General features: G+C 41.4%; 26 protein-coding genes. 16 read left to right on the plus strand and 10 right to left on the minus strand.

All coding sequences use genetic code 11. The features are described 5' to 3' along the window. Positions 1-6 precede the first annotated feature (6 nt). Complete coding sequence (locus MK127_02965) at positions 7-840, plus strand: transglutaminase-like domain-containing protein (protein MCH2531759.1); 834 nt, start codon at positions 7-9, stop codon at positions 838-840. Here the strand turns inward: MK127_02965 and MK127_02970 are convergent. Together MK127_02970 and MK127_02975 are read right to left on the minus strand one after the other, a co-directional pair. After that, a complete protein-coding gene (locus MK127_02970) occupies positions 830-1,234 on the minus strand; it encodes a heme-binding protein (GenBank protein MCH2531760.1) in 405 nt (134 codons plus the stop codon). The genes MK127_02965 and MK127_02970 overlap by 11 nt on opposite strands. Beyond that, positions 1,227-1,475, minus strand: coding sequence for a hypothetical protein (locus MK127_02975; GenBank protein MCH2531761.1), 249 nt, complete (start codon positions 1,473-1,475; stop codon positions 1,227-1,229). The genes MK127_02970 and MK127_02975 overlap by 8 nt, the downstream gene beginning before the upstream one ends. 232 nt (positions 1,476-1,707) lie before the next feature. On the opposite strand from MK127_02975, the gene ilvB reads away from it, so the two are divergent. The 4 genes from ilvB (at position 1,708) to recJ (ending at position 7,640) form a co-directional block, all read left to right on the plus strand. Beyond that, entirely contained in the window at positions 1,708-3,468 is a 1,761-nt protein-coding gene (gene ilvB / locus MK127_02980) for a biosynthetic-type acetolactate synthase large subunit (protein MCH2531762.1), read from the plus strand. 317 nt (positions 3,469-3,785) lie between these two features. After that, positions 3,786-4,622, plus strand: coding sequence for an MBL fold metallo-hydrolase (locus MK127_02985; GenBank protein MCH2531763.1), 837 nt, complete (start codon positions 3,786-3,788; stop codon positions 4,620-4,622). 88 nt (positions 4,623-4,710) lie between these two features. After that, on the plus strand, positions 4,711-5,922 hold the full coding sequence (fabF, locus tag MK127_02990; protein ID MCH2531764.1) for a beta-ketoacyl-ACP synthase II: 1,212 nt from the start codon (positions 4,711-4,713) through the stop codon (positions 5,920-5,922). Positions 5,923-5,927: 5 nt separating this feature from the next. Further along, positions 5,928-7,640 (plus strand): single-stranded-DNA-specific exonuclease RecJ, encoded by a 1,713-nt coding sequence (gene recJ, locus MK127_02995; protein MCH2531765.1) that lies wholly within the window; start codon positions 5,928-5,930, stop codon positions 7,638-7,640. Between the two features lie 45 nt (positions 7,641-7,685). Here the strand turns inward: recJ and MK127_03000 are convergent, their stop codons facing one another. Together MK127_03000 and MK127_03005 are read right to left on the minus strand one after the other, a co-directional pair. Next, positions 7,686-8,948, minus strand: a complete 1,263-nt coding sequence (locus MK127_03000; protein MCH2531766.1) for a DUF1501 domain-containing protein — start codon at positions 8,946-8,948, stop codon at positions 7,686-7,688. Positions 8,949-8,957: 9 nt separating this feature from the next. Further along, positions 8,958-10,772 carry a DUF1800 family protein gene (locus tag MK127_03005; GenBank protein ID MCH2531767.1) on the minus strand — a complete coding sequence of 605 codons (1,815 nt, stop codon included), beginning with the start codon at positions 10,770-10,772 and terminating at the stop codon, positions 8,958-8,960. A gap of 141 nt (positions 10,773-10,913) precedes the next feature. On the opposite strand from MK127_03005, the gene MK127_03010 reads away from it, so the two are divergent. The 4 genes from MK127_03010 to uvrC are packed head-to-tail and all read left to right on the plus strand — an operon-like array spanning position 10,914 to position 14,912. Then, positions 10,914-11,864 carry a tyrosine recombinase gene (locus MK127_03010; GenBank protein MCH2531768.1) on the plus strand — a complete coding sequence of 317 codons (951 nt, stop codon included), beginning with the start codon at positions 10,914-10,916 and terminating at the stop codon, positions 11,862-11,864. A 35-nt stretch (positions 11,865-11,899) separates the two neighbouring features. Then, positions 11,900-12,592, plus strand: a complete 693-nt coding sequence (locus MK127_03015; GenBank protein ID MCH2531769.1) for a cytidylate kinase-like family protein — start codon at positions 11,900-11,902, stop codon at positions 12,590-12,592. A 17-nt stretch (positions 12,593-12,609) separates the two neighbouring features. Beyond that, a complete protein-coding gene (locus MK127_03020) occupies positions 12,610-12,966 on the plus strand; it encodes a hypothetical protein (protein MCH2531770.1) in 357 nt (118 codons plus the stop codon). A 38-nt stretch (positions 12,967-13,004) separates the two neighbouring features. Further along, on the plus strand, positions 13,005-14,912 hold the full coding sequence (gene uvrC / locus MK127_03025) for an excinuclease ABC subunit UvrC (GenBank protein ID MCH2531771.1): 1,908 nt from the start codon (positions 13,005-13,007) through the stop codon (positions 14,910-14,912). A 6-nt stretch (positions 14,913-14,918) separates the two neighbouring features. Here uvrC and MK127_03030 read toward each other — a convergent pair whose 3' ends face one another. Next, complete coding sequence (locus tag MK127_03030) at positions 14,919-15,719, minus strand: hypothetical protein (protein MCH2531772.1); 801 nt, start codon at positions 15,717-15,719, stop codon at positions 14,919-14,921. 239 nt (positions 15,720-15,958) lie between these two features. Between MK127_03030 and bcp the strand changes: the two genes are divergently transcribed. From bcp to MK127_03055, 5 genes are read left to right on the plus strand one after another with little or no spacing between them, the layout of a single operon-like run. After that, positions 15,959-16,420 (plus strand): thioredoxin-dependent thiol peroxidase, encoded by a 462-nt coding sequence (bcp, locus tag MK127_03035; GenBank protein MCH2531773.1) that lies wholly within the window; start codon positions 15,959-15,961, stop codon positions 16,418-16,420. A gap of 2 nt (positions 16,421-16,422) precedes the next feature. Beyond that, positions 16,423-17,235 (plus strand): molybdate ABC transporter substrate-binding protein, encoded by an 813-nt coding sequence (gene modA / locus MK127_03040; protein ID MCH2531774.1) that lies wholly within the window; start codon positions 16,423-16,425, stop codon positions 17,233-17,235. 14 nt (positions 17,236-17,249) lie between these two features. Continuing rightward, positions 17,250-17,912: a molybdate ABC transporter permease subunit gene (modB, locus tag MK127_03045; GenBank protein MCH2531775.1), complete on the plus strand. Its 663-nt coding sequence runs from the start codon at positions 17,250-17,252 to the stop codon at positions 17,910-17,912. 45 nt (positions 17,913-17,957) lie between these two features. Then, the gene (locus MK127_03050; protein MCH2531776.1) at positions 17,958-18,848 is read left to right on the plus strand and encodes a cytochrome c biogenesis protein CcdA; all 891 of its coding nucleotides are present in this window, start codon (positions 17,958-17,960) and stop codon (positions 18,846-18,848) included. Between the two features lie 8 nt (positions 18,849-18,856). Then, entirely contained in the window at positions 18,857-19,450 is a 594-nt protein-coding gene (locus tag MK127_03055) for a DUF3105 domain-containing protein (protein ID MCH2531777.1), read from the plus strand. An 18-nt stretch (positions 19,451-19,468) separates the two neighbouring features. Here the strand turns inward: MK127_03055 and MK127_03060 are convergent, their stop codons facing one another. Genes MK127_03060 through MK127_03070 form a run of 3 tightly spaced genes read right to left on the minus strand, consistent with a single transcriptional unit; the run spans position 19,469 to position 21,902 of the window. Further along, a complete protein-coding gene (locus tag MK127_03060) occupies positions 19,469-20,968 on the minus strand; it encodes a hypothetical protein (GenBank protein MCH2531778.1) in 1,500 nt (499 codons plus the stop codon). Next, on the minus strand, positions 20,965-21,393 hold the full coding sequence (locus tag MK127_03065) for a hypothetical protein (protein ID MCH2531779.1): 429 nt from the start codon (positions 21,391-21,393) through the stop codon (positions 20,965-20,967). Before MK127_03065 ends, MK127_03060 begins: the two co-directional genes overlap by 4 nt. 2 nt (positions 21,394-21,395) lie before the next feature. Further along, positions 21,396-21,902, minus strand: a complete 507-nt coding sequence (locus MK127_03070) for a hypothetical protein (GenBank protein MCH2531780.1) — start codon at positions 21,900-21,902, stop codon at positions 21,396-21,398. A gap of 54 nt (positions 21,903-21,956) precedes the next feature. Between MK127_03070 and MK127_03075 the strand changes: the two genes are divergently transcribed. Continuing rightward, positions 21,957-22,421, plus strand: a complete 465-nt coding sequence (locus MK127_03075) for an EVE domain-containing protein (protein ID MCH2531781.1) — start codon at positions 21,957-21,959, stop codon at positions 22,419-22,421. 10 nt (positions 22,422-22,431) lie between these two features. Continuing rightward, entirely contained in the window at positions 22,432-23,232 is an 801-nt protein-coding gene (locus MK127_03080) for a DUF4097 domain-containing protein (GenBank protein ID MCH2531782.1), read from the plus strand. Here MK127_03080 and MK127_03085 read toward each other — a convergent pair. Continuing rightward, on the minus strand, positions 23,229-24,185 hold the full coding sequence (locus tag MK127_03085; GenBank protein ID MCH2531783.1) for an LLM class flavin-dependent oxidoreductase: 957 nt from the start codon (positions 24,183-24,185) through the stop codon (positions 23,229-23,231). The two genes, MK127_03080 and MK127_03085, sit on opposite strands and share 4 nt — an antisense overlap. Positions 24,186-24,216: 31 nt before the next feature. Beyond that, positions 24,217-25,185 (minus strand): LLM class flavin-dependent oxidoreductase, encoded by a 969-nt coding sequence (locus MK127_03090; GenBank protein ID MCH2531784.1) that lies wholly within the window; start codon positions 25,183-25,185, stop codon positions 24,217-24,219. Positions 25,186-25,257: the final 72 nt, after the last annotated feature.

Genomic DNA, 25,257 nt, shown 5'->3' on the forward strand with positions numbered 1-25,257 from the left:
ATAGATATGGATAACAGTACTGTAATGAATTTATTGAAAGACCTAGTTAATGAAGGTCCTTCTGTAATCCCTCTGGACAAAGGTTCCCTACTCATAGCTGCTGCATTTGATAAAACTCTCAATATTGAAGAGCAAATAAAATTACTTGATAGCCTAGCAAAAGGCGTAGAACGCGACATTGATACTCAGCAAGATCCTTTATCGCTTATCAATGGGTTAAATAATTATCTCTTCGATCATGTCGGACTGCATGGAAATGAATCTGATTACTATGATCCAAAAAACAGCTTGATTCACCATGTTCTTAGCACTCGAAAAGGAATACCTATTACTTTGTCCCTTATCTATATTGAAATTGGCAGGCGTTTAGGAATACCCCTTAGAGGCGTAGGTATGCCAGGTCATTTTCTGGTTAACCATGAAAAGGAATCGTCATTTTTTATAGACACTTTTCATCAAGGTACAATTTTGTCAAAATCCGAATGTGCAGAATTAATGAGTAGGACTAATCCTGCAATAAGATGGAGTGAGTCGTTTCTAAATCCAATCTCCAACATTGAATTTTTAGCAAGAATTCTCCGAAATCTATCTGCGATATACGTAAAACTAAGAGAGCATACCAACGCGATTTCATCTCTTACAATGCTCACTATTTTGCAGCCATACGAGCCTGGCCATTACAGGGACCGAGGTATGCTTTTATACCAAGCTAACCAGAAAGAGCAGTCCCTTGATGATCTTTTGTTTTACCTCTCTGAAACTGTAGCTGCACCAGATAAATGGTACGTAGAGCGCCTTATTGAATCTATAAGGTCGGGTGCCGATTCATCTACGCTATAGCGTCTGCTCCAAACTGTGCCACTTCTTCGTCTTTCTCTGGAGGCCCACCCCCAGCACCAACAGCGCCCACAAGCTGCCCTTTTTTGTACAAAGGAACTGCTCCCTGAACCCATGTGATACGCCCGCCATACAAATCGCGGACATTTTCCAAAAGGGATGCGGGGAATCTATTGGCTGCAATGCCACTCGGTGTTCCTTTAGTCACGGCAGTTGCTACAGCTTTCCCTCTAGTTACGTCAGGGGTGAATGGATTGGTTCCATCCATTCTTGCAGAAGCTACTAAGCTAGTTTGAAGATCAACCACTGCAATTGCCATATTGAATCCTAGTTCTTTAGCTTTACCAATAGCAGCAGCAATAACTACATTTGCGTCATCCAAAGTTAATTCATTCATTTTTCTCACCTAATAAATTAATCAGCTCAGCTTTCAATGTGGGCAACCAAGACTCTAGATCTAGGGTCAGTGGAATAGTTATTTCAATCGTATTTTTTTTCATCATGCCCCCTGAACCTAGGCTACATTGGCCAGGGTCTTCTTTCCCCAAATCTACATTTATAGCCTCTCGATCAATCCCCAAGCTATCTGTTAGTTCAAAAATTAATTCCATGTCTTTAGTGGTAATTATGTCTTCCATTTAACCTTTACTTACACAAAATAGTATTTTATGGCTTATATCAGCAGCTCTCAGCAGCCTGACTAAACTGCAACCATAATCACAAGCTTAACGTATTCCGCTTTCGTTGACACTTTCACACTCAAATTGATACGATTACATGGCCGTGGTCTGCTAAATGAACTTTACATTTGTCAATTCTGAACAAGTGACCCGTTAATTAATTAGTTGCCACTGGCAGTGGGGTTCTACAATGAAAATTATTGGTGCAAGCGCCGTCTGCGAAGCTCTTTTAAGAGAAGGTGTGGATGTGATTTTTGGGCATCCCGGTGGTGCAATATTGCCTTTTTATGACTCACTGTGGCATTACCCTCAACTCCGACATATTTTAGTTCGGCATGAGCAGGCTGCAGCACATGCGGCAGAATCCTATGCTCGACTGACCGGTAAGGTAGGCGTGTGCGTTGCAACCTCAGGACCCGGAGCAACGAACCTGATGACTGGGCTTGCAGCAGCCAAGATGGATTCCACTCCAATAGTTGCTATAACTGGACAAGTCGCACGACCGTTCATGGGAACTGAGGCCTTTCAGGAGTGTGACACTGTTGCAATGTCAACGCCTGTTGTGAAAAAAGCTTTTCTGGTAATGAAACCTGAAGATATCGGTGAAATTTTCAAAGAAGCTTTTAGAATTGCACGAGAAGGCCGGCCCGGGCCTGTTTTAATAGATTTGCCAAAAGATGTACAAGCAGAGGCCTTCGATTACGACACTACAAATCAACCGAAGCAAGATATCTCAGCAATAAATTCCGAATTAGCGACTGATATTGACCGTGAATTAGAGGAGCATTTAAAAGAGGCTGCAGATCTTTTGAATCAGTCTAAAAAACCCTTGTTGATTGTAGGACGTGGAATTCACGCGTCCCAAGCATGGGATGAACTGCAGGCCTTCGCTGAAAAAATCAACGCGCCTGTTCTAAATACTCTTCATGGAGTATCTGCGTTCTCACGTCACCATAGATTAGCTTATGGAATGCTTGGTATGCATGGTATGTACTGGAGTAATATCGCAACCACTGAAGCTGATTTGATTTTTGGAATAGGAATGCGATTTGACGATCGAGTTATCGGAAAACCTGGAACGTTCGGACCCAACGCTAAGATAATTCACCTGGATATTGAGGCTTCTCAAATAAATAAGAACGTGAAAGCAGACGTTGGCTTGGTTGCAGATGTAAAACAAGCCTTAAGCTTCCTAGCTGATTTAGTTGAAAAGCGAGATGTTCCAAATTCTGAATGGCTTGAACGTATGGACGATTTAGTTAATGGCCACCCCAGTATTGATGTACCTGATGTAGAGGTCATTACGCCGCAGTATGTCTTGCGCGAGCTTAATAAAATTGTTGAATTGAGCCCCTCCCCTGTTGTAGTAACCGGAGTAGGCCAACATCAGATGTGGACTGCTCAGTTCATGTTTATGCCACAGCAAAATTCTTTTGTATCCTCTGGTGGGCTAGGTGTAATGGGATTTGAAGTTCCAGCTGCGATTGGTGCACAAGTAGCGCGGCCGGGTTCTACGGTATGGGCTATTTGCGGAGATGGTGGTTTTCAGATGACTCTCCAAGAACTAGCAACTATAGCGCAGGAGCATCTACCAGTTAAGTTAATCATTATGAATAATGGATACTTAGGCATGGTTCGCCAGTGGCAAGAGCTTTTCTATGACCATCATTACAAATCTGTTTCCATGAGCAGTCCAAATTATGTGAAGCTTGCTGAGGCATATGGAATCCCAGCACTAAATGTAAACTCGAAAGATGGCGTTGGAATGGCATTAGCCACCGCTTCTGAACACCAAGGTCCTTACCTGCTCAATTTCCAGATCTCTCCCGAAGAGAATGTTTACCCGATGGTGCCACCCGGTGCATCTCTGGCTGAGACAGTAGAAGATCCGCGAGTGATTCATTACAAGGAACCTGTGCATGTTATTGAAGGGCTTGTTTCCTATCCATAGCTCTTTAATATTTTCCGCAGCAGATTTAATAATCCCACAGAATTACAGCATTGCTAAAATAAGTAATTAATTTGAACATTATTGATTTAATTCGTAAATAATTACCTATATTTCATATTTATTCGATAATTTTAATAAGTTTTATTAATTTATCCGTTATTTTTTTATTAGTTTTTTCCCATTGACACAAAATTAGCGCAGAATTACAGTTCAGTAGCTCGTTAGCTACTCTTAGCCAAGGTAGTGGAACCTGTAATCTTAAAAGAGATTAAGGCAGTCCAGCGGGCAATATATTTCTAATTAGTTGAGGTTCTGCCATGAGCGGTAGAACAGAATTGCATTTGATTTCTGATGGGTCCATCCGCATAGATGGGGGTGTTCTGTTCGGGCAATATCCAAAGAGCCAATGGCAAGAATGGATGTCTGCTGATAGACGAAATCGCGTCAAATTAGGCTTAAATTGCTTATTAATTCGTATTGGGGATCAAAATTTTCTTGTGGACACCGGCGTAGGCGTAAAGCACACAGCGGAGGACAAAGAAAATTACGGCCTTTCCACAAGCCAGTTACTGTCTGAACTGCGAACCTTAGGACTTACGCCCCAAGACATTAATGGTGTAATCCTTACCAGTCTCCATTTTGAACACACTGGTGGCGCTACACGCACAAGCAGAAGAGGCGAAATAGTACCTACATTCCCTAAAGCATCTTACTTCGTGCAACGAGAAGCACTTGAAGAGGCTTTCTCTCCTACAGAAAGAGGCATTAATGGATTCGTCCCTGACGATTATTTGCCACTTCAGAACAAGGATAAATTGGAGTTAGTGGACGGAGAAGATACTATAGTTCCCGGCCTTCAGGTAAGAAAGGCATCAGGCCCCTATGAAGGGCATCAGATTGTATTACTCACACACGGTGGGGAACGCGTAGCTTTCCTAGGAGACTTGGTACCAACACCGTATCATCTGCAACTTGCCTGCATCGCAGCTAGTGACCGGCAGCCGGAAGAAACCTTAAGTGTTAAGCGTAAAATTTTAGGTGATGCTGTTCGCGAAGGCTGGCTTCTGGTTTTTAGCCACGGAGTCAATGAAAAAGCTGGATACCTCCAGGATCGCGGCGGCAGGCTCTATTTACGTCCAGTCTCATTACATTAAGTATTGATAACTGCTTTCAGGTAACGCTATTTTTCCTTAGTATTCGTCCAAGGAGTTTATTTTGAAAGTCTACATAACTGGAATAGGGATGGTCACACCCCTAGGTCTAGATACAAAATCTTCATGGAATGCATTATTAAAAGGCAAATCTGGCATTAAAACTATTAGCGCCTTTGACCACGAAGGATTTGAGACAACAATAGCTGGTGAAATTCCGAGTTTCGATCCCACTGTCTATGTTGATAGAAAACAAGCAAGGCGACTAGATAGATTTGCTCAATTTGCCGTTGCTGCAACCGCACAAGCGTTACAGCAGGCCGAGTTGGATTTAACAGATCCTGATGTTGACGCAACTAGGGTTGCGTCTGTTATCGGCAGTGGAATCGGAGGAATCATAACCATGTCAGAACAATGGTCGGTCTTAAACGAAAAGGGCCCATCACGTGTAAATCCATTCCTTGTGCCGATGATGTTAGGTGACATGGCTTCCGGCCAAGTGTCTATTCTTTTTGGCGCCAAGGGACCCAATTACTGTACTGTGACAGCATGCTCAAGTGGAGCAGATGCAATAGGTATCGCAGCTAAAATGATACTAAACGGTGAAATAGATATTGCTATAGCGGGAGGAACGGAAGCCCCTATTTGCCCGATTGCAGTTTCTGGTTTCAACGCATGTATGGCTTTATCTAAAAATAATGATGAACCTGAAAAAGCAAGCCGCCCTTTCGACAGTGGAAGAGATGGCTTTGTTATGGGGGAAGGCTCGGGAGTACTTATCTTAGAAAGTGAAAAGAGTGTAATCAATCGTTCAGTTAATCCGATAGTCGAGCTAGCAGGCTACGGGGCATCATCGGATGCATTTCATGTCACCCAACCCGCAGAGGGAGGAGAAGGCGCAGCTAGGGCAATGCAAATAGCATTTGATGCCGCATGTATGTCGCCTTCAGATATCAGTTATATCAATGCTCATGGCACGAGCACACCAATGAATGACAGGCTTGAAACTCAAGCAATGAAAGCGGCTTTTGGAGACGAAGCTTATAAAGTAAAAATAAGCTCCACTAAATCAATGACAGGGCATTTATTAGGAGCAGCTGGCGGGGTTGAAGCGGCAATTGCTGCTTTAACAGTTTCAGAAAGTGCTATTCCACCGACAATCAATCTAGAGAACGTCGATCCGGACTGCGATCTAGACTACACTCCTCACCATAGCCAAAAAGGCGTAGTAAAAGCTGCAATGAGCAATAATTTAGGCTTTGGTGGTCACAACGCGTCTTTGATTTTCAGGAAAATTGACTGACTCAAGTGACAAACGACAATAATTATTTCATTGGACAATTAAAAAGATGGCGTATTGCGGATAAGCTTGACTACCCGAACTTAGGAAATTATCCCCCTATAGTTACGCATCTTTTACGACAAAGAGGGATTCAAGATGATTCTGAGGCAGACGAATTCCTTTCAGTCTCTGAGACTTTATTTGAAAATCCCTTCACTCTCCCCGATATTGAAATAGCAGTAAATAGGTTACATAACGCCCAGCTCGCAGATGAAACAGTGGCCGTCTATGGTGATTTTGATGCTGATGGAGTAACAGGTACTGCTCTCCTAATAAAAGCCTTGGGGAAATTCAAGCTCAATGCGTTAAGTTATATTCCCCACCGGGTAGATGAAGGGCACGGGCTTAACAATAGCGCCATCGATATACTTTCAAAAAAGGGAGTCAAATTAATCATAACCGTTGACTGTGGTGTTACGAACATTAATGAAATTAGCTATGCCAAATCATTAGGTATCGACACAATAGTTACGGACCATCATTTAACCGCAGAGAACCTCCCGGAAGCAATCGCGATTATTAATCCTCACGCCGAAAATTCAAGATACCGCTACGATCACCTGACTGGAGTAGGCATGACATTAAAATTGTCCCAGGCCTTACTCCAACCTATCTACCCCGAATCTTGGAGTGAAGGCTTAATAGAGTTAGGTGCAATAGGAACAATCACTGATATGGCACCTTTAAGCCGAGAGAATCGCTATATCGTCGATAGAGGAATTAAAGATCTTCAGAAGACTAAATCCCTAGGGCTCAAAACCTTACTCGAATCTACAAAAACGCCCCTGAACACTGTAAATGCACAAACTATAGGATTCACCATAGGGCCACGAATAAATGCAGCAGGTAGATTAGATCATGCTGATACTGCATTAGAGTTAATGCTTACAGAAAATTCTGATCGTGCCCAAGAATTAGTACAAGAACTAGATTCCTATAACCTAGAACGACGCACTCTTACGGAGCGCACCTTACAGGAAAGCTTGTCTCATATCCCCGCTCAAATCCCTCCCCTTCTCCTCATAGGTCAAGAAGGTTTTAATCCTGGAGTTATTGGATTAGTAGCAGGTAGAATTTCCGAGCAATTCGGAGTGCCTGCCGCAGTCTTCGCTGTAGAGAATGGCTTGATTATGGGAAGCTGTAGAAGCGCAAATGGGTTTCATTGGTCTGACGCTTTGACAAAATGCGACGACCTTTTGATTAAGTACGGCGGTCATGCACAAGCCGCAGGCTTCTCTTGCTTTCCCTCTAATCTAGATGAGTTGACGAATAGGCTACAAAGCGTCGCATCTGAGCAAATGGAGGAAACCTCTGCTATATCAGAAAGTGTTATTGAAGCTGAGATACAGCCTGAAAATTTGATGGGGAAAACTTTTGAGCATTTATCGATGTTTGAACCTCACGGCATTGGGAACCCATCGCCAGTATTTCTTGCACGCAAAGTAGAAGTTTTAAAAATGACAAAAATTGGAAAAGGTGGTGCTCATTTCAAGTTATCGGTAAGAACTGCAGGGGTCAATTGGGACGCTATTGCTTTTAAACAAGAATGGATCGAAGGCACTAAATTCATTGATTTAGTGTATTCAATAGAACTTGATCAATGGCAAGGCAAAAATCAGCTCCGTTTAGGCATAAAAGATTACGCACCGAGCTTACAGGCTAAGCTCAATCTTAGTTAAATCGCTGAAAAACAGCCAAGATTAAAGATATTTTCACAGATCATGCTACGGCTTATCCACACCGGCATTAAAAAATGGAATATGCTCATATCTCCCCCCAAGAACTATTTCTGCAGGGGCTCCTAGCCAGTTCTCTAGTACGGACGAGTAAACTTGACGAAAATCTGTTGTAAATTTCAAATTATTCTTGTATATGTCGGTAAGGCTTGATCTTTCTCCATATAACCCGCCCTTAATTGGAGTACCAACTAAAAACATTGGGCCTGCAGAACCATGATCTGTTCCGCCGCTAGCATTCGCCTTCACCCGGCGCCCAAATTCAGACCAGGTCATAATTACAACATTCTTGTCCCTGCCATGCGCTTTTATGTCCTTGTAAAAAGCAGCTATCGAATCTGCAGTGTCTTTCAACAAAGCCTCTTGCCTTGGGATTTGTGACGCGTGGGTATCAAACCCTCCGATTTGAACATGCCCTACCCTAAGCCCAAGGTCAGCATCAATAGCTTCAGCAACGAATTTGAGTGATTGGGCCAGCTTGGAGCTTCCATATTCGACCGCAGGGATATATCTCTTATGAGCCTTTTGGATTGCAGTTGAGCTTTTCACCGCGGCATCTAAGGTGTTATCCAATAATGCACTAAATCCAGAAATATCCTTAGCAGAAGCGTATATATCTAAGAGCGCATCAGTACGGGCCTCTAAGTTACTTCTACTTCTCGGATCAGCTTTTAGCATATATGCGGCCGGCGTTTTTGCCATTGGAACTGTGACTTTTGATGAAGCTAATGCCCTTGGCATTTTAGAGGCAACAACTAATGAATTAAGCTCTGCTTGTTCTGCAGCAATTCCCTCAAGGTATCGTCCCAACCATCCATCTGGTGAACGTGTACTTTCATATTGTCCAGTTTCCCAGATATCCATAGATTCAAAATGTGAGAAGTTTTGTTTTGGATACCCAACACCCTCTACCGCAGCTAATACCCCGTCATCCCACAATTCTTTAAATGCATTCAATATAGGATGAAAGCCAACTTGACCATCAATAGGTAAAACATCATTTTGTGGTATGGCTAGCAAATCACGGTGTTCATAATAAGCTGGGTCATTAGCAGGAACTATAGTGTTTAGGCCGTCGTTCCCACCTTTCATTTGAACGATTACCAGTGTACGTTCACCCATGGGAGCAACAGAAAAGGGTTGTTCGTGTACTGCTGCAGCAACTGCTCTACTAAAAACGGCAGGCATTATGGTCGCAGCCGGGACCACTGCAATACTTCCTTTAAGGAACTGTCTTCTGCTAATCAACATAATTATTCCTCATGAAAGCTGAAAATCCGGCGACGAAATCATTAAATAAACGAGTGTCTTTATTTTCTCTTCAAGCGAACGCTTCTGATTAGGGAATTTGGTAGTACTCGCAAGGTTTTCAAAAAGTGAAACATAGAAACGTCGTTCTTTCTCTTGCATTCGACCTCCGAAGAGGAGTTGATCAAAGCTACCGACTATCGCAGAGCCAGCCTGTATTTGCGGATTATCCAAAAGAGAAACAGGGTTAAAGTCTATCCGCGATTTATTCTTAGTCGTAACAATCTCATTTGCTGCATTAATTCTTGCCATAAGCGTCTGACTGTTAAGCCACGATGTACCTCCGTCCCAACCGGCTACGTCAGGGGGATGGAAAAGCTCTTGCCCCATGCTAGTAACATCACCGTTCAAAGTCTGAAAATTTGTTTCTATTTCCAAGACTCGGACGATACCAGCAACGTACTCTGCAGGCGATTTCACTAATGCACCAACAGCTTTATCACCATAAAATTCTGGGGACTCAAATATTGCACGTAAAACAGGCTTAATATTGGTATTATTCTTACGGAAAATTTCGGCAAGCCTGGATATTACCTCCGGCTCAGGAGATTCGTATGCAAAATACTGCCATAACCGCTTCGAGATATATTCAGCTGCAATAGGTTGTTGCATAATTATGTCTACAACATCATCACCATCAAAATCTCCAGTCTGTCCAAGAAAAGTTTTCTGTCCATAATCATGCTGTTTTGAATTGAACCGAAATAGAGTTTTCTTTTTCAATTCCCATCCAGTGAACGATCTCGCAGATTCGCGAACATCTTCTTCCGTGTATTGATCGAGGCCTAATGTGAATAATTCCATTAGCTCTCGTGAGTAATTTTCATTAGGTGCTTTCTTTTTGTTTGACCTACTATCTAGGTAAATCATCATTGCAGGATCACGAGAAACTGCTTTAAGAAGCTGATCGTATCTTCCAGTCGCATTATCACGAAACAAATTGTTCTGCTGTATTGTCTGGGGACCATCTCCCGTAATTTTGTCTGAACTAGTTAAGATCCCATGCCAAAACAATGTCATTTTTTCTTGCAATGGCCTAGATGAATAAGCCATATTCATAAGCCACCACCGCTGCTTGTGCGATAAAGAATCATTCAAATTAAATGTCTGCTTTGACAGGCGTTCTTCTAAAGCACTGTTATCTCGATTTTCGTAATTTAAAAAATGATCTATCGTACCTTGAAGCCCAAGTTTGTTATAGGTATCAAGCTCAGCTTTAGTCGCACCAAAGCCGGCACGCCATGCAAGGTGTTTTATTTTTTGCTCTTCGGAATTCAACTTTACAGACGGCCGAAATACATTCTGTGGAGGCGGCACTGGCGTAGGTGACGGTGTCGGTGACGGTGACGGTGTCGGTGACGGCGTTGCTGTAGGAGCTGGTGTTGCGGTAGGTGCAGGAGTTGCCGTTGGGCTTGGCCTAGGAGTAGGTGTCGCAGTGGGCACGGGTACAGAAGTTGGAGTTGCAGTTGGCATTGGCGTAGCGGTAGGAGTCGCAGTTGGCGACAGTACGGACGAGCCCTGAGGTAATGGCGTAACTGCGGAAGAATCGAATGGAGTGGGAGTTGGAAACATTTCAGCAGTAGTTGCTGAAGGTACTTCAGGCCCAGCTTCTAACTGCTGGCAGGCAGCAAGGAACGCAGGAAGGGCAGTAGCTGCTAACCCAAGCCCTGCTGCCCTAAACAGAAATTGGCGACGATTTATTCCAAGATCCGCGATCTTATCTTGATCTGATTCTTCTTCGCCAATATGCCCGTCAGTTGGAATCATTTCTCACATTACCACTAAATATAGGTAAATTATATGAATTTTCATTAACGATGAAAAGGCACTAAATTTCGATTGTCTTACAATTTAATTACATTCTCCTAAGCAATATATGAGCCTATATTGCAAGAGTAGATTGATGAATTGGATGTAATAATTGAAAAAATGTTCTTAGATCCACAAATTCAAATTTTTATAAATCATCTCCGGGCGGAGCGCGGGCTATCGGCAAACACAATAGATGCATATAGCAACGACCTGAACCAACTATCATCACTGTTACTCGCGTCCACAAAGGCGAAGGAGATAAGTTGGAGCAAAGTCAACGAGCCTACTTTAGAAACTGTCATAATCGAACTAAAAAATGCCTATTATTCCGATACCAGTATTGCTCGGAAATTAGCTTCCTTAAAATCTTTTTTTCGGTTTTTACATGAAGAGAATATCGTTCACTCAAATCCTGCTGAAAAACTAAAAGTTAGAAGGCCCACTAGAACTCTTCCTAATTCTCTTTCTGAGCAAGATGTCGTACGAATTTTAAATGCTTCAAGCAAACGATCAGGACTGGAGGGGTATAGAGATAGAGCTATGTTTGAGGTAACTTACGCTGCGGGATTAAGGGTTTCCGAAGTGGTAGGGCCCCAAGGCTTGCAGCAATCATCGTTGAATTTGGACGATGGATGGATAAGAGTAACAGGTAAGGGGTCAAAGGAGCGGCTCGCGCCTGTTTATCCAGGTATCATTGAGTTATTACGCTTTTATCTTAACGACATACGTCCAAATTTACTTGCGCGGTCGAAAAAATCCAGGAGACTAACCTCTGCACTATTTGTTAATTCGCAGGGCTCTTCTATGACCCGGCAAGGGTATTGGCTAATTCTCAAAAAAACAGCGGCAAGAGAAGGCTTAGAAGGGAAAATATCACCTCATACCTTCCGGCATAGTTTCGCCACACACTTACTAAATGGAGGCGCTTCTCTAAGGCATGTCCAGAATCTGTTGGGACATGCTAATATCTCGACTACTCAAATTTATACACACTTAACAGATAGCCAAGTTCGGGAAGCATTTAATAAAGCTCACCCAAGAGCATAGTCCGATAAAACATCGGCCTACAATAGGAGGAAACAATGCCTACCATCACAATTACAGGACCTATTGGTAGCGGAGCGCTTGAGGTAGGCGCAATGCTTTCTGATGAGCTAGGCATTGAATATATAGATAGGCTGATTTTATCTTCTATCGCTGAGAAAATCGGCTTTTCTGTAACTGATATTGAAAATAGAACCGAACGGGCACAGTCATTTTCAGAAAAAATCGCAGCTTTTGCGCAGTCCGCGCTTGAGCGCTCAGCCTTGGCTGGAGGCGGCTCTGATCCTTATTTCGGTAGTGGGCTAGATGCCCTTCTTATAAGAGAGTATAAAGATTTTCCTCAGCAATCCACCGGAGACAATAATCCCTTAAGTGACTCGAATCTGATGGAAGTAACTTCAGGTGTTATAAACGAACTCGCATCTAGCAATAATGTAATCATTGCAGGGAGAGGGGCAAATATCATTTTAGGCGAACGGCCTAATACGTATCATTTTGGACTTGCTTCGTCTCATAAATTGAGACTAAGCAGAATTATGCAGCGATTCAGCGTAAATGAGATAGAAGCAGAACGAAATCTTTTAGAAAATGACCAAGCGCGAATCGCTTATTTTAAAAGATTTTTTGCTGTCGATCCCAATGACCCACTCTATTACCATCAAATCTTTAATACAGATATGCTCAGTCTAAATCAAGTAACACAATCAATCGTGTCTTTAATTAAATCATAGGGTAGAATGAGGATAGTATGGCAGGAAAAACTTCTAAAAACAGAGCAGCCACTGCTCAAGCTAAGGCAAAAGAACGTGCACGAAAGAAGGCCCGCGGGACGGGAACATCTATTGCAAAATCAGCTTATATTGCTCCGTCAACTAATGAGGAATCTACTTCAGATTCGAATGCAATTGAGCAATTGACGGATTCGCCATCCCCTGTATCCTCAAAAGCTCCTCCCGTCACTTATAACCGCCAAACCAGGCAAGCCACTGCAATTACTGTCGCAGCAGGTGGTTTAAAAAGAGAACTCGCTCTCATTGCGAGTATGGCAGTATTGGTATCTGCCCTTCTAGTCGTACTCAAGCTTTACACGGATCTCGGAATTTGAAATTTCAAGAATAAAAGCAATTTAAGTTTTCAATAATTGTGACCACTGAAATAGAAAGTTTCTCCAATAGTGATTTAAGGGATCGTATCAGCGCATTACCTATTTTGCCTGGTGTATACCTTATGAAGGACTCTGCTGGAAAAATCATCTACGTTGGTAAAGCATCTGTACTGCGCAACCGAGTACGATCATATTTTCAAACCTTAACTAATAAGGAACCTAAAGTTCGAGCAATGGTTGCAAAAATTCACGATTTTGAATTTATTGTTACTCAATCGCCTCAAGAAGCGCTCTTACTTGAGAATCTTCTCATAAAAAAACACAAGCCCTATTACAACGCAAGGCTTAAGGACGATAAAACTTATCCATATATAAAAATTGATACTACTGAAGAATTCCCTCAAGTGTATTTCACTCGTAGAGTAAACCCTGATGGAGCTAAATACTTTGGCCCTTTTGCAAGTGCAAGTTCAGTCAGAAAAACAATGGGGTTGCTAAAGAAGTTATTTCCTTATCGTTCATGCACCAAAACTATCACTGGAAATGATGAGAGTGCCTGCCTCGAATACCACATTCACCGCTGTGTTGCTCCTTGCATAGGCAAAGCAGATAAGCAGGAATACCACGATGTTATTAGGCAAGTAATAAAATTCCTCCAAGGCGAATCCGAAGAAATTGTTCGAAATATACGTACTCAAATGTCCCATGCTTCGGAACTACTACAATTCGAAAAAGCTGCAATATTGCGAGATCAAATACATGCAATCGAAGCAGTTACTGAGCGACAAAAAATCGTTTCTCAAAAAAATAATGACGCAGACGTCATTGCTTTAGCAAATGATACCCGTGAAGCGTGGGTAGAGCTTTTCAAAATACGCAAAGGCAAACTAATCGGCCGAGATCATTTTCTGATGGAAGGCGCGTATTTTGAAAATGAATCTGGGTTAATTGAGCAATTTATCCAACAATTCTATGAAACTACTACAGATGTACCTAAATCCATAATGATTCAGTACTCAATATCTAATGTTGAAGCTATTCAAGATTGGTTAAAAAATAAATGCGGACACGGAGTAATAATAAAGCGTCCACAGCGTGGTAGTAACTTGCAAATGGTATCAATGGCGGCCACTAATGCTACTGAGGCATTGCAGCAACGAAGACTGCAATGGCTCAACGAGTCGGACAAAGTGCTCCAGGCTCAAGTGCATTTACAAGAAGTGCTGAATTTACCCCAATTACCAAAAAGAATTGAGTGCTATGACATATCAAACATTCAAGGAACTAATTCTGTTGGAAGCATGGTTGTCTTTGAAAATGGTAAACCAAAAAGCTCTCAATATAGGCGATTTCAAATCAAATCAATTAACACAATAAATGATTATGCATCAATGCAAGAAATTCTCCATCGAAGATTTAAACGCCTTGGCATTGCTAGCCAGAACAAAATCGACACTACCGAAAAAATAAGCCCAGAAAGCTTAGATAATTTAAGCGATTCTTTCGAAAATACCCCTCAGTTGGTCATAATTGATGGAGGAAGAGGGCATCTCAATGCAGCATTAGAGGTTTTTTTAAACTTGGGTATAAGTGACATACCGATTTGCTCACTTGCAAAGAGAGATGAAGAAGTGTTTCTTCCAAATGTCCCTGAGCCAATCAATCTTGGTGCGGGTTCGCAGAGTCTATATCTAATACAAAGGATTCGCGATGAGGCACATAGATTTGCCATCACCTACCACCGCAATCGAAGATCAAAATCAGGGCTGAAATCAGAATTAGACCAAGCTCCAGGAATCGGTGCAAAAAGAAAACGCCAGCTTATAAAAAAACTTGGAAGTTTAAGCGGAATACGAAATGCATCAGTTGCGGAAATTGCTGAAGTAGAAGGGATGTCCTACGCATCCGCCGCCAAATTAAAAGAGTTCTTAGGCGGCGGAGCGTAAGTAGAATTAAATTTCTAACTGGTCAGTATCACCCATCTCGATTTGAGCAGCTGATCGCGGTGAAACTTCAAAAAAGCCTGTTTCAGAGCTCGAGTCGATAGATTCATCATTATCGGTAACTAAAGCTTCGTTTTCAGATAACTCATTTTTCAACGTCTGAAGCAGAGTAATAGCAACTTCAATGTATTCCGATGTGAGTGGAACAGACAGATTACGTCCTGCAGCAATCAGTTGGAGTTCATTGCTTGAAGCAATGGGAAATGGATTGGAAATTGCGTCAGGCAAGCTTGATTCAGAAATATTCTGGTTTTTCATAGAATATTCTGGTTTTTTATCTGCTAAGACTGGCCTACCTAAGACACGAATTGCATCAGTAAGGTGTTTTTGGATCAAGGGTGCACGTCGAACGATTTCATCACGTGGAGCCCTCGAAATTTCTTCTAACCCAACAAGCATGCTCATATCGTCAGGGACCTCTCCTTCGAATCGCGTGTAAAGTTGGCGTAACAGCTCTACTCTTTGAAAAGCCTCTGCGCGTGCCTCATGGCCCTCATCGCTGTTGGCAGGATGAATAACTCGTTGAGCTAGAGGTGAAATACGCAATTCACCTCGGCCCTCTATAAGTCCAAAATCGCGCAATGCAGCAACTTTAGCGAACAAAGTTCCACTTCCCTCGGACATGCCAAGCTCCCAGGCAAGGCCTTTTACACTAACAGTACCCTTAAATTTAGATAAAATCCGGCCAGCTATCTCAACTGCGTCGCCAAACCTAATATCGGGATATGAATACGGTCCTAATTTAGCCATTTGCACCCTCCATAAATATGTAAAACAACCGCCGGCTCCCCAACCAGCTCGATTATTATAGCAATTTGCTGCCCATTGTCAACTATATTCTGTGCATATTGCTAAATATTCTTATCTATATATAGATTATTGCTATATAAATTGCTAAATATTCTATATTTACTCTAAATATTCTTCTACTATGGAGCAAATTCATAGGGACACTGTAGAATCTTGAAGAGACTAAGGAGGTCTAAGTCATGTTGAATATTGGTGATCTCGCTCCAGACTTTTCCGGAATGGCAGATAATGGAGAGGAATTTAAACTCAGTTCCTTATTAGGATCTAGGGTTATTCTTTACTTTTACCCCAAGGACAATACTCCTGGATGCACGCAGGAGGCTTGTGATTTTCGAGATCTGTACGATGACTTCTCGAGCCAAAACGCTAAAGTCATTGGTGTCAGCACAGACAGCGTAAAATCGCATCAAAACTTCAAAGCCAAATTTGACCTGCCCTTCCCTTTAATTGCTGACCAAGATCGCCAAATAGTGAATTCCTATGGAGTCTGGGTTGAAAAAAAGAACTACGGCCGGGTTTATATGGGAATAACACGTACCACATTTGTAATTGATGAAACAGGACACATAGCTGAAATATTCGGTAATGTACGAGTTAAAGGCCATGTGGAAAATGTCAGTTCAGTTATAAATAGTAAATAGGAATGCTAAAGCCTTACTCGGATATAAGCCGCTATTTTCTCAAGCTAATACTAGTAGTTACCTTGATACTATTGCCTTTAAATTTGGCAGCTTGCAACAATACCGGATCTTCACAAAAGTCACTGACTATTGCGGTTGCATCTAGTTTGAAACCAGTGATTGAAGATTTCACCTCGCTCTTTCGCAATGACTACCCTGAGGTGCACGTTACTCTTGCAGCAGGTTCATCAGGTGCATTGGCTGAGCAGATTAAAAACGGTGCGCCTTATGATTTATTCATTTCTGCTAATCAGCACTACTCCCAACGGCTAGGAAGTGAAGGAATGCTTGACCCCGCAGATTCCAGAAAACTGGCTCGTGGAAAATTAACAATTATTAGTAAATCTCAGCAGCATACTAAAAACATAAAAGCTATCCTCACCGATCCATCTGTAACCTATATTGGTATCGCAAATCCCAGGCTTGCACCTTATGGTTCTTCGGCAATTAAATTCATGGAATCAGAAGGAGTACTGAATTCCCTTCAAACAAAATTGGTCTATACCGAAAATGTGGCACAAACCCTGCAATTAGTACTTAGCAAAAACGCTGAGTTGGGATTTGTATCAAAATCTCTGGTAGCGTCACAAGGAGTGGAGAATTTCGGCCTCGTCTATGAACTTCCCAGCGACTATAACTCTAATTTGGTTGTTACATCAGGGGCAGTCTTGAAAAAAGATTCGCATCCTATGACATTGAATTATCTTGATATGCTATCTAGTAGCGATTACAAACATATATGGGAAACATTTGAGTACGAAATGCTCGGAAGTTAATATAGAGAGAAATATTGGATTTTGATGCGGTCCGACTAACCATACAGATAAGCGTTGGCAGTACACTAATTGCAGTACTAGTAGGTGTACCTTTTTCGTGGTGGCTTTCAAGAAAGACTAATTGGTTGCGAAATACGATTTCTCAATTAGTTATTTTACCTATGGTTCTCCCCCCTACAGTCCTTGGTTACTACTTACTACAACTCTTTGGTCGGAATTCTTTTATAGGCAACTTATTAGATTCCTTCTTTGGACTGTCTCTTGTTTTCAATTGGGTAGGAGCAGTTATTGCTGCGTTCCTTGTGTCGGCCCCGTTTTTAATAAAAATCGTCCATACAGGAATGGAAAACATTGATCCTAAATTAGCTGAAATTGCTCGAACCACGGGAATGTCTGAATTAAGTATATTTTTTACAGTTATATTGCCTGTATCGTGGAAGTACATCATCGCAGGTGCAGCACTTTGCCTGGCAAGGTCCATGGGTGAATTTGGGGCAACATTAATGGTTGCCGGAAGCATACCTGGTAGGACCAAAACTTTATCTCTCGCAATTTACGATGAAGTTCAGGCAGGGAATATTTCTGAGGCAAATGTGATGGCAATAACACTGTCTTTGCTAGCTTTTGGGTTATTAATAATCTCAACAATTGTTCTTCGAGGAAAACGATCATTATAAATTTAGATGTCTATAGACATCTAAATTTAAGTTAAGCTTACATAAATGAAAATTAATAATAATTATACTGCCGCTATTTTGCTCTTCATATCCTCTACCACTATTGCTATTTTAGGCGCTCTTCTTACTGGCGCAGAATTTAGTCCCATAACTAGGAATATTGAGCATGCTTCAAGTGGTTCTGCCAATTTTTTAAACTCGATAACCAGCTTCCTACCTCTAGGCTTTGCATTCACTGCTGGAATGGTTGCATCCGTTAATCCCTGCGGATTCTCTATGCTCCCTCCCTATCTTGGAATCTTCCTAAGCGACAATAGTAACCTGCAGGCTGATGACAACGCATATCTTCAAACCTTCTTAAAAGCACTTAAAGTCGGCTCTACCGTATCAGTGGCCTTCGTACTGACCTTTACCGTATTTGGCCTGCCAATTGGGTTAGGTGCCAGAGGAATCGTAAGTTACTTTCCCTGGCTCGGACTAATAATAGGGATACTGTTAATTGCCACGGGAGCATATATGGCAAATGGCGGTACGATTTACACAAACTATGCAGCGGTAACCGCAAGGCGCATCATCCTCCCGAATGATAAGCAAAATTACAAAAGCTATTTTCTTTTTGGAATAGCATATGCAACGGCATCACTTAGCTGCACATTACCCATTTTTCTTGCCGTAGTTGGTGGAGTTTTCTCATCCGAGACTATATTCACTGCTGTTATGCAATTCATCCTTTATGGACTTGGAATGGGTTCCATTATTTTAGTACTGACTGTTTCAATTTCATTTTTCAAATCTGCATCTTTTTCCGTATTAACGAAAACATCAAAGTACATTCACCCTGTGAGTTCGGTTTTACTACTTATCTCTGGTTCATTCATCGTCTATTATTGGTTGACGGTTGGTGAAATCATTCTAAAATTCAACTTTAACGACTAAAGGAAGCTATGACATCCTCACGCAAAAATAGCAGCCCAAATTCCCCATCATCTAAGCCACCGAGATCGTTTAACAGGAAATTTCTGTACAGCTCTATTTTGTTCGTTTTTCTCGGGGTAATAGCGTTTATTACATATTCGATACAATCAGAATCTCCCGAGTATGGATTTAAAATACCATTACGCGAAGGGCTTCATTCTCCTCCATATATCTATACCTTAGACATTACTGTAGAAAATCAATTAAAACGAATACCCCCAACTTCAGGCAATCATTTCGAAGCACTAAGCCCTTGGGGGTTTCTAGGTACTCCTGTAGTACCAGAAAACGCAGTACATAATATGGAGCATGGCGGTGTTGTGCTTTGGTATAAGCCGAATAACCCCGCACTAGCAGGCTCTGTTAACCAACTCATCGATCAAATTGGGCGAAAATGCATCGTAGCGGGGTCGTACAAAGATATGTCCTATGAAATTTCTGCAACTGTATGGGGTCGTATTTTACCGTTAGAGAAATTCGATGCTACGCAGTTAAAGGATTTCATAGCTAAATACAGAGGAACCCAGGGTCCAGAAGCTCCTCTATGTAAATCGCAATCTTAAATATTTTGCGCAATCAGATTAATGAGAAACAATCGGCTGAGCAATTATCCATAAGCTCAAAACCGTATAGCCGACCATGAGTACCATCATGGGTACCTGCGATCGTAAAGTTTCTGCTAAAGACCCGAAGGTTTTACTTGCAATAACATGTGAAGAGTAAACTGCTATCACATGTCCAACAACTATAGAACATAATCCAACAGCCCAAGCCAGTTCAGCATCTACAATTGAAATATCTGGCGAATAATTAGCAGTACCAATGATGTTCCAACCCCATCCAAACGGGTCTGAAATTAACGCTATCATCCGCTGTCCTTGGATGAGTAGATAGCTGAAATAGTGAGCAACGTGATAGGCAAATGCTATTGGCATCAACGATATCGAAAATTGCGTAATAAGGTCTGCCAAGGGAGTTTGTACACCTGCCAATCTCCTTCCAACCCAGATAGCTGAAGCGAAAGCGGCACCAAGCAATACAGGAGCAGTAATCAATCCAAACGTCTTAATTCCAGAAAATGCATAAACACCCAACCAAGCAAATGAATCATATGAAACAGCGACAAATTTGGACCATAGGTCAGTTTCAGCAAATCCATCAAACGAGACGGTAGAAAGAAGAAGGATCAAAAATATTCCTTCTGATGGCTTTGATTTTTGTTTGCTTAATAAACCACTACCCCAAACACGAATATTAATAATCGACCGCCGCCTGTATCGGTAATCGACTTCATTATTTACTTCTTGAGAATCAGAAATAGGCAATACTTCAAAAGGAGCTAGCTTTGCAAAAAATTGCATCGTTATTGAAAAAATTTCACAGTTCTTTAGCCAAATGTTGGGCCCAAAGTAAAACATTCCAATTAAAGTGAATAAGGAGTAGAAACAGACTATTACTGACAGAGCAAAAGGGTCACTAACGTTAACCCATACATTCTCAATCCAAGCGAATATAAAAAATGTTAATACTGCCGGATAGCTACCTAATGATTTGGGATAAGCTACATTTCTTGTTAACTTTCTATTTGAAGCAATCTTGTAGGAAAATTCGATTACTTCATACAGGACTACCCATGGGCACAACAACTGCCATATGTTGCCCACAAACCCGCTTATAAATACCATCCCCACCCAAAAAATTATCCATATAAAGGTTGGGGCAATATTTTGATTAGGGTCAGCATTTCCAATAAAGCCTGCTGTGACAACAAGGAAAAACGCAAAAAGTGAAACTATCTGCATTAAGCGAATAAACCAACGGCTCGCGATCAAATTAATTAAAGGCCAATTACTGATATTTTTCCGTGGGTATTTATCAATAAGACCTTTTTGCGTTACCCATGCAACTATAACGAAAGATAATACGACCGTACTCACTGCTCCGAAGATGTACGTTCCAAAAGGTATTGGAAGATCGTAACGCTCCCCAAAACCATGTGCATATGCGGGAGTTGGTAATGCAATGCAAAAAAATATTGAAACAGGCAAAAGTGAAAGTCGAGTCACTTTACCAATACTCACCTAGGTCGAACCTCCAGAATCGCAACCACCTTTTCTTTTTCATTATGGCCATGGTTATCACCTTTAGTATTGGTTGAATGGTTATGGCTACCATGATGCTCTGCAGAAGAATGGGTCACTATTTCAAATCTCCCGGTAGCAGTCGCGGTAAAAATAAAAACTTCAGGCACGTTTGCTTTAACTTCCTTAATCAGATCGTATCCATGAATGTGAAAAATAGTATCTTCATATGAATCAACAAAAATACTTACGGTATCTTCCTCAATTGCAATAAATTCATATGGTTTTTCAAGCGGCTCCTCACTTGAAATAGCTGCTGCAAAAACGAGGATTTCAGGTTCTCTTTCTGGGCCACACGCAACCATAAGTATAGAAAACAAAACTAAAGCTGTAGTGATTAACAACCCCTTCCCTAACTTACTCACCTTTACCTCCTCCGAAATCTTACATAAATTAGCCATATTACAGTTAATGCAATCGAAGTTGCTGATCCTATGACTAACCAGGGGATAGAATTGCCTGATTTGATATCTACGGGCAATATGAAATTAATATTACCCACGTGAGAATTGATATTAAAGAGGAGTTCCCAGGAATTTTGAGTAGGTGGGTGCAAAAGAGCAATGTAATTAGCTTCTTGTGCCGTAAACGTTCTCGTTGCTACGACCGGCCCTAAGCTTAAATTCTCTTGAGCTGCACTTACCGTAATTTGTGGAAAAAACGTTGAGGTTTGATCGTCATAATTTTCAAATAAAATCACGATTTCAAGGTAATTTACTAGAGGCACCACCGTAATAGTTACTTCATACGGACCTTGTTTTCCAGCGAAGAGCAGTTCCTCCAGTTCATGATTTTGACCGTGCGCCGATATAACTGCACTTGGAGTTGCTAGCATAAAAAAAGTAATTAAAAATGCTGTAAAACGAATAATCATCTAGTAATGTTGATTTAATTATATGAAAAAACATCAATGATGATGAGAGGGATTATGTCTAATTTTTGGCTATTCAAAAGTGAACCAAATGCATATTCATTTACTGATCTGATGAACGACGGAATAACCGAATGGGACGGTGTTCGTAATTTCCAAGTACGAAATTGGCTGAGAGATTCAATTAAAACCGGTGATCAAATATTGTTCTGGCACTCAAATACTAATCTTATCGGAGTAGTTGGCACTGCAATCGTTGTAAAAGATGGGTACCCTGATCACACTGCATGGGATCCTTCCTCAGATCATCCTGACTCAAAAAGCTCTCCTGACAAGCCAATCTGGTATATGGTCGATATCAAACCTCAAAAACAATTTAAGCATGTCGTTACTATGAGCACATTGCGCGAGCACCCCAATCTTGTAGATATGATTGTTCTAAGGAAGGGTAATCGGCTTTCAATCACGCCGGTGACTCAATTTGAATTTGATACCGTCGTCGAAATAGCAGAAGGCCTTTAGTTCTGCCTGTATGAAAAAACATTACTCCAGTTTTTTGTACTTCCTCTTTTTTTGCCTGCCATTACTCTGGGTTGGTTGTAACCCAACTCTAGTAGAGCAAAAAAATGATTTTGATTTTAAAGTTATTGAAACTGGGTCTATTTCTAAGCTACGTGTAAAAGCATTTAATGGAGGTATTACAGTTAGACCTAGTAGTGATAGCAAATTGCACCTCAAATCAATTCTTCGCCAGCCAGACCAAATCGATTACACCATTAAAAAAAGCGATACTGAAATACTTATTGAGGCAGAGCAAAATAAAAGAGACGTGCGGCCTATACCAGGTGCAACCTTTGAAATTCAAGTGCCCTATTCAATGCAATTAGACTTAAGTAGTAGTAATGGGTCAATCATTCTTAGTTACTTAGAATCTGATGCGAAAATAAAAACCTCTTATGGGTCAGTTTCCATAAATGAATCTACGGGCTCATACGATATCGAATTAAAAGACGGAAGTATTTATCTTGATAGTGTCCAAGGGGAACTTAAAGTACGAACAAACAAAGGGGACATAGAGCTTAAGAGCCCCATATCTGCAACCTCAATTTACGACTTACAAACAAAAACTGGAGATATTTATCTATCTCTGGCTAACAAAGGGCTTTCAGAGATAAGTATTCAAGCAATTACTAAAAACAGTCCTGTTCGCAATTTTAGTTCCATCATAGACATTGACCCTGATGAACAAAAATTCATCAGCCTCAAAGGCAAGTCAAGCCCCTCGTTAAAAGCCAAATCTAATAATGGATTTATCGAAATTGATTCTTATTAGCTGAAGTGAGGGATTACTTCTTTTGCAAACCGCTCCATAACCTTGGGATCAAATGGTCTAGGGGTCATTAAAATGAAGTGGTTAACACCAATTTCTACCCAGCTATTTAATTTTTCTACCATCTCACTTGGGGATCCAAGAAGCATACTGTCTCTGACCTGATCCTCAGGATTGTCATAAAAATCAGTCTTCTGGGTGGCCAAAGTAGCACCTTTTGCGATCGTCTCATTTACCACTGATTTATCATCGGTGAGATTAATCTGGATCTGGACAGAACGCCTCATTAATGAAAAATCTCGGCCAATAAGATCGCATGCTTTTTTCATGCGCTCCAGGTTGTGTACAGCTTCTTTTAACGGTGCAATTTGGTTGTAATCGTCCGCATGTTTAGCTGCGATTTCTAACGTCCTATCACCTCTTCCGCCAACAATTATCGGCGGGTTGGGCTTCTGTATAGGTTTTGGCATTTGCGGTGCATCAGTAATTGAATAATATTTACCCGAAAATGTAGCAGGCTCATCATGCCAAATTGCCTTAATGACTGATAAGGCTTCGTCCAAGCGATCCACTCTTTCAGCGAATGGAGGGAAGTACATCCCATGAACATCAAACTCATGCTTGACATTACCGCTACCAATACCCATTTCCGCTCGACCTCCCGAGGCATGGTCGATTGTATTTACAATTTTCGCAGTCATCACAGGGTGCCTAAGATTATTATTGATAACAAGCATCCCTAACCTTAAATTTTTTGTATGCCCAGCCATTGCAGCCATCACTGTAAGGCCTTCTAGCCTGGCAGGCGTAGCACCTCGAGCACCATGAATTTGCATGAGGTGATCCGAAGGATAGAACCCGTGAAACCCAAGTTCGTCACAAGTCTGGCAAATTTCCAAGAAATCTTCCCAACCTAATCCGGAACTTCCACCAACGCTAAAGAGAACTTTACTCATCAAAACCTCCGTGAAACATTTTTTATAATCGTTAAAGAAAAGCTTGTCCTACTTTTGACATAAATTTTTCAATAATATTTTGATCAAATGGCCTTGGCGTAGTGAGGATAAAATGATTTACACCTGCAGCTTTCCAGTTACCAACTTGCTCGATGATCTCATCCACATTGCCAATTAGCCGAGAGTCCGCAACGTGCTCTCTCAAATCTTTATATCCTTCGGCTACTTTGTGTGCACCATAATTGAAATTGGCTAAAGCCCTGTCAATAATGTTGTCAGCCTCACTTTTGCTTGTTACAAAATCAAATGGAACTTGAACTGAAAAGCGCATGTTTTCAATGTTTCTATTGATTTTTTGAGCCTCTATTTTAAAAGATTTAATATTTCTCTCCACTTGCCGGAGAGGAGCAATTTGGTCCCAATCATCAGCATGCTTCAAAGCAACTTTCATCGTTCGAGCACTGATTCCGCCAACTATAATCGGTGGGTAAGGTTTCTGCACAGGCTTGGGCATTTGAGGCGCTTCATTAATTTGGTAATACTTACCGTCAAAGCTTGCTGGTTCATCTGTCCATATAGCACGGATAACTTCAAGTGCTTCATCAAGCATCTCTATCCGCTCAGATGGTCGAGGAAACGGAAAACCATGGACTATATGCTCTTGCTCTGACCACCCTGCACCAAGTCCAAACTCGGCCCTACCATTTGAGGCGTGATCTATGGTATTGAAAATCTTTGCAGTCATCACAGGATGGCGAAAGAGATTATTGGCAACCAGAACGCCCATTCTCAATCGTTTGGTATAACCAGAAACTGCCGCCATAGCCGTAAGTGCATCCAAACGATCGGGCGCAGGTCCTTTACCAGGCTGTACTGTCATCAAATGATCAGAAGGGTAAAATGCGAAATAGCCAGAGTCTTCGCAACCCTTGCATACTTGCAAGAAAGATTCCCAACCCAAACCTGAACTACCGCCGATTGAAAAAATTGTTTTGTCCATAAAGCAAATAATAATGCTTAATAATAAAAATAGGCATATTTTTTGATTTTAATGTAGGGTTCAATAAATTAC

The sequence above is a fragment of the Dehalococcoidia bacterium genome (assembly GCA_022449765.1).
In the GTDB taxonomy this organism is placed as follows: domain Bacteria; phylum Chloroflexota; class Dehalococcoidia; order Lucifugimonadales; family Australimonadaceae; genus UBA2963.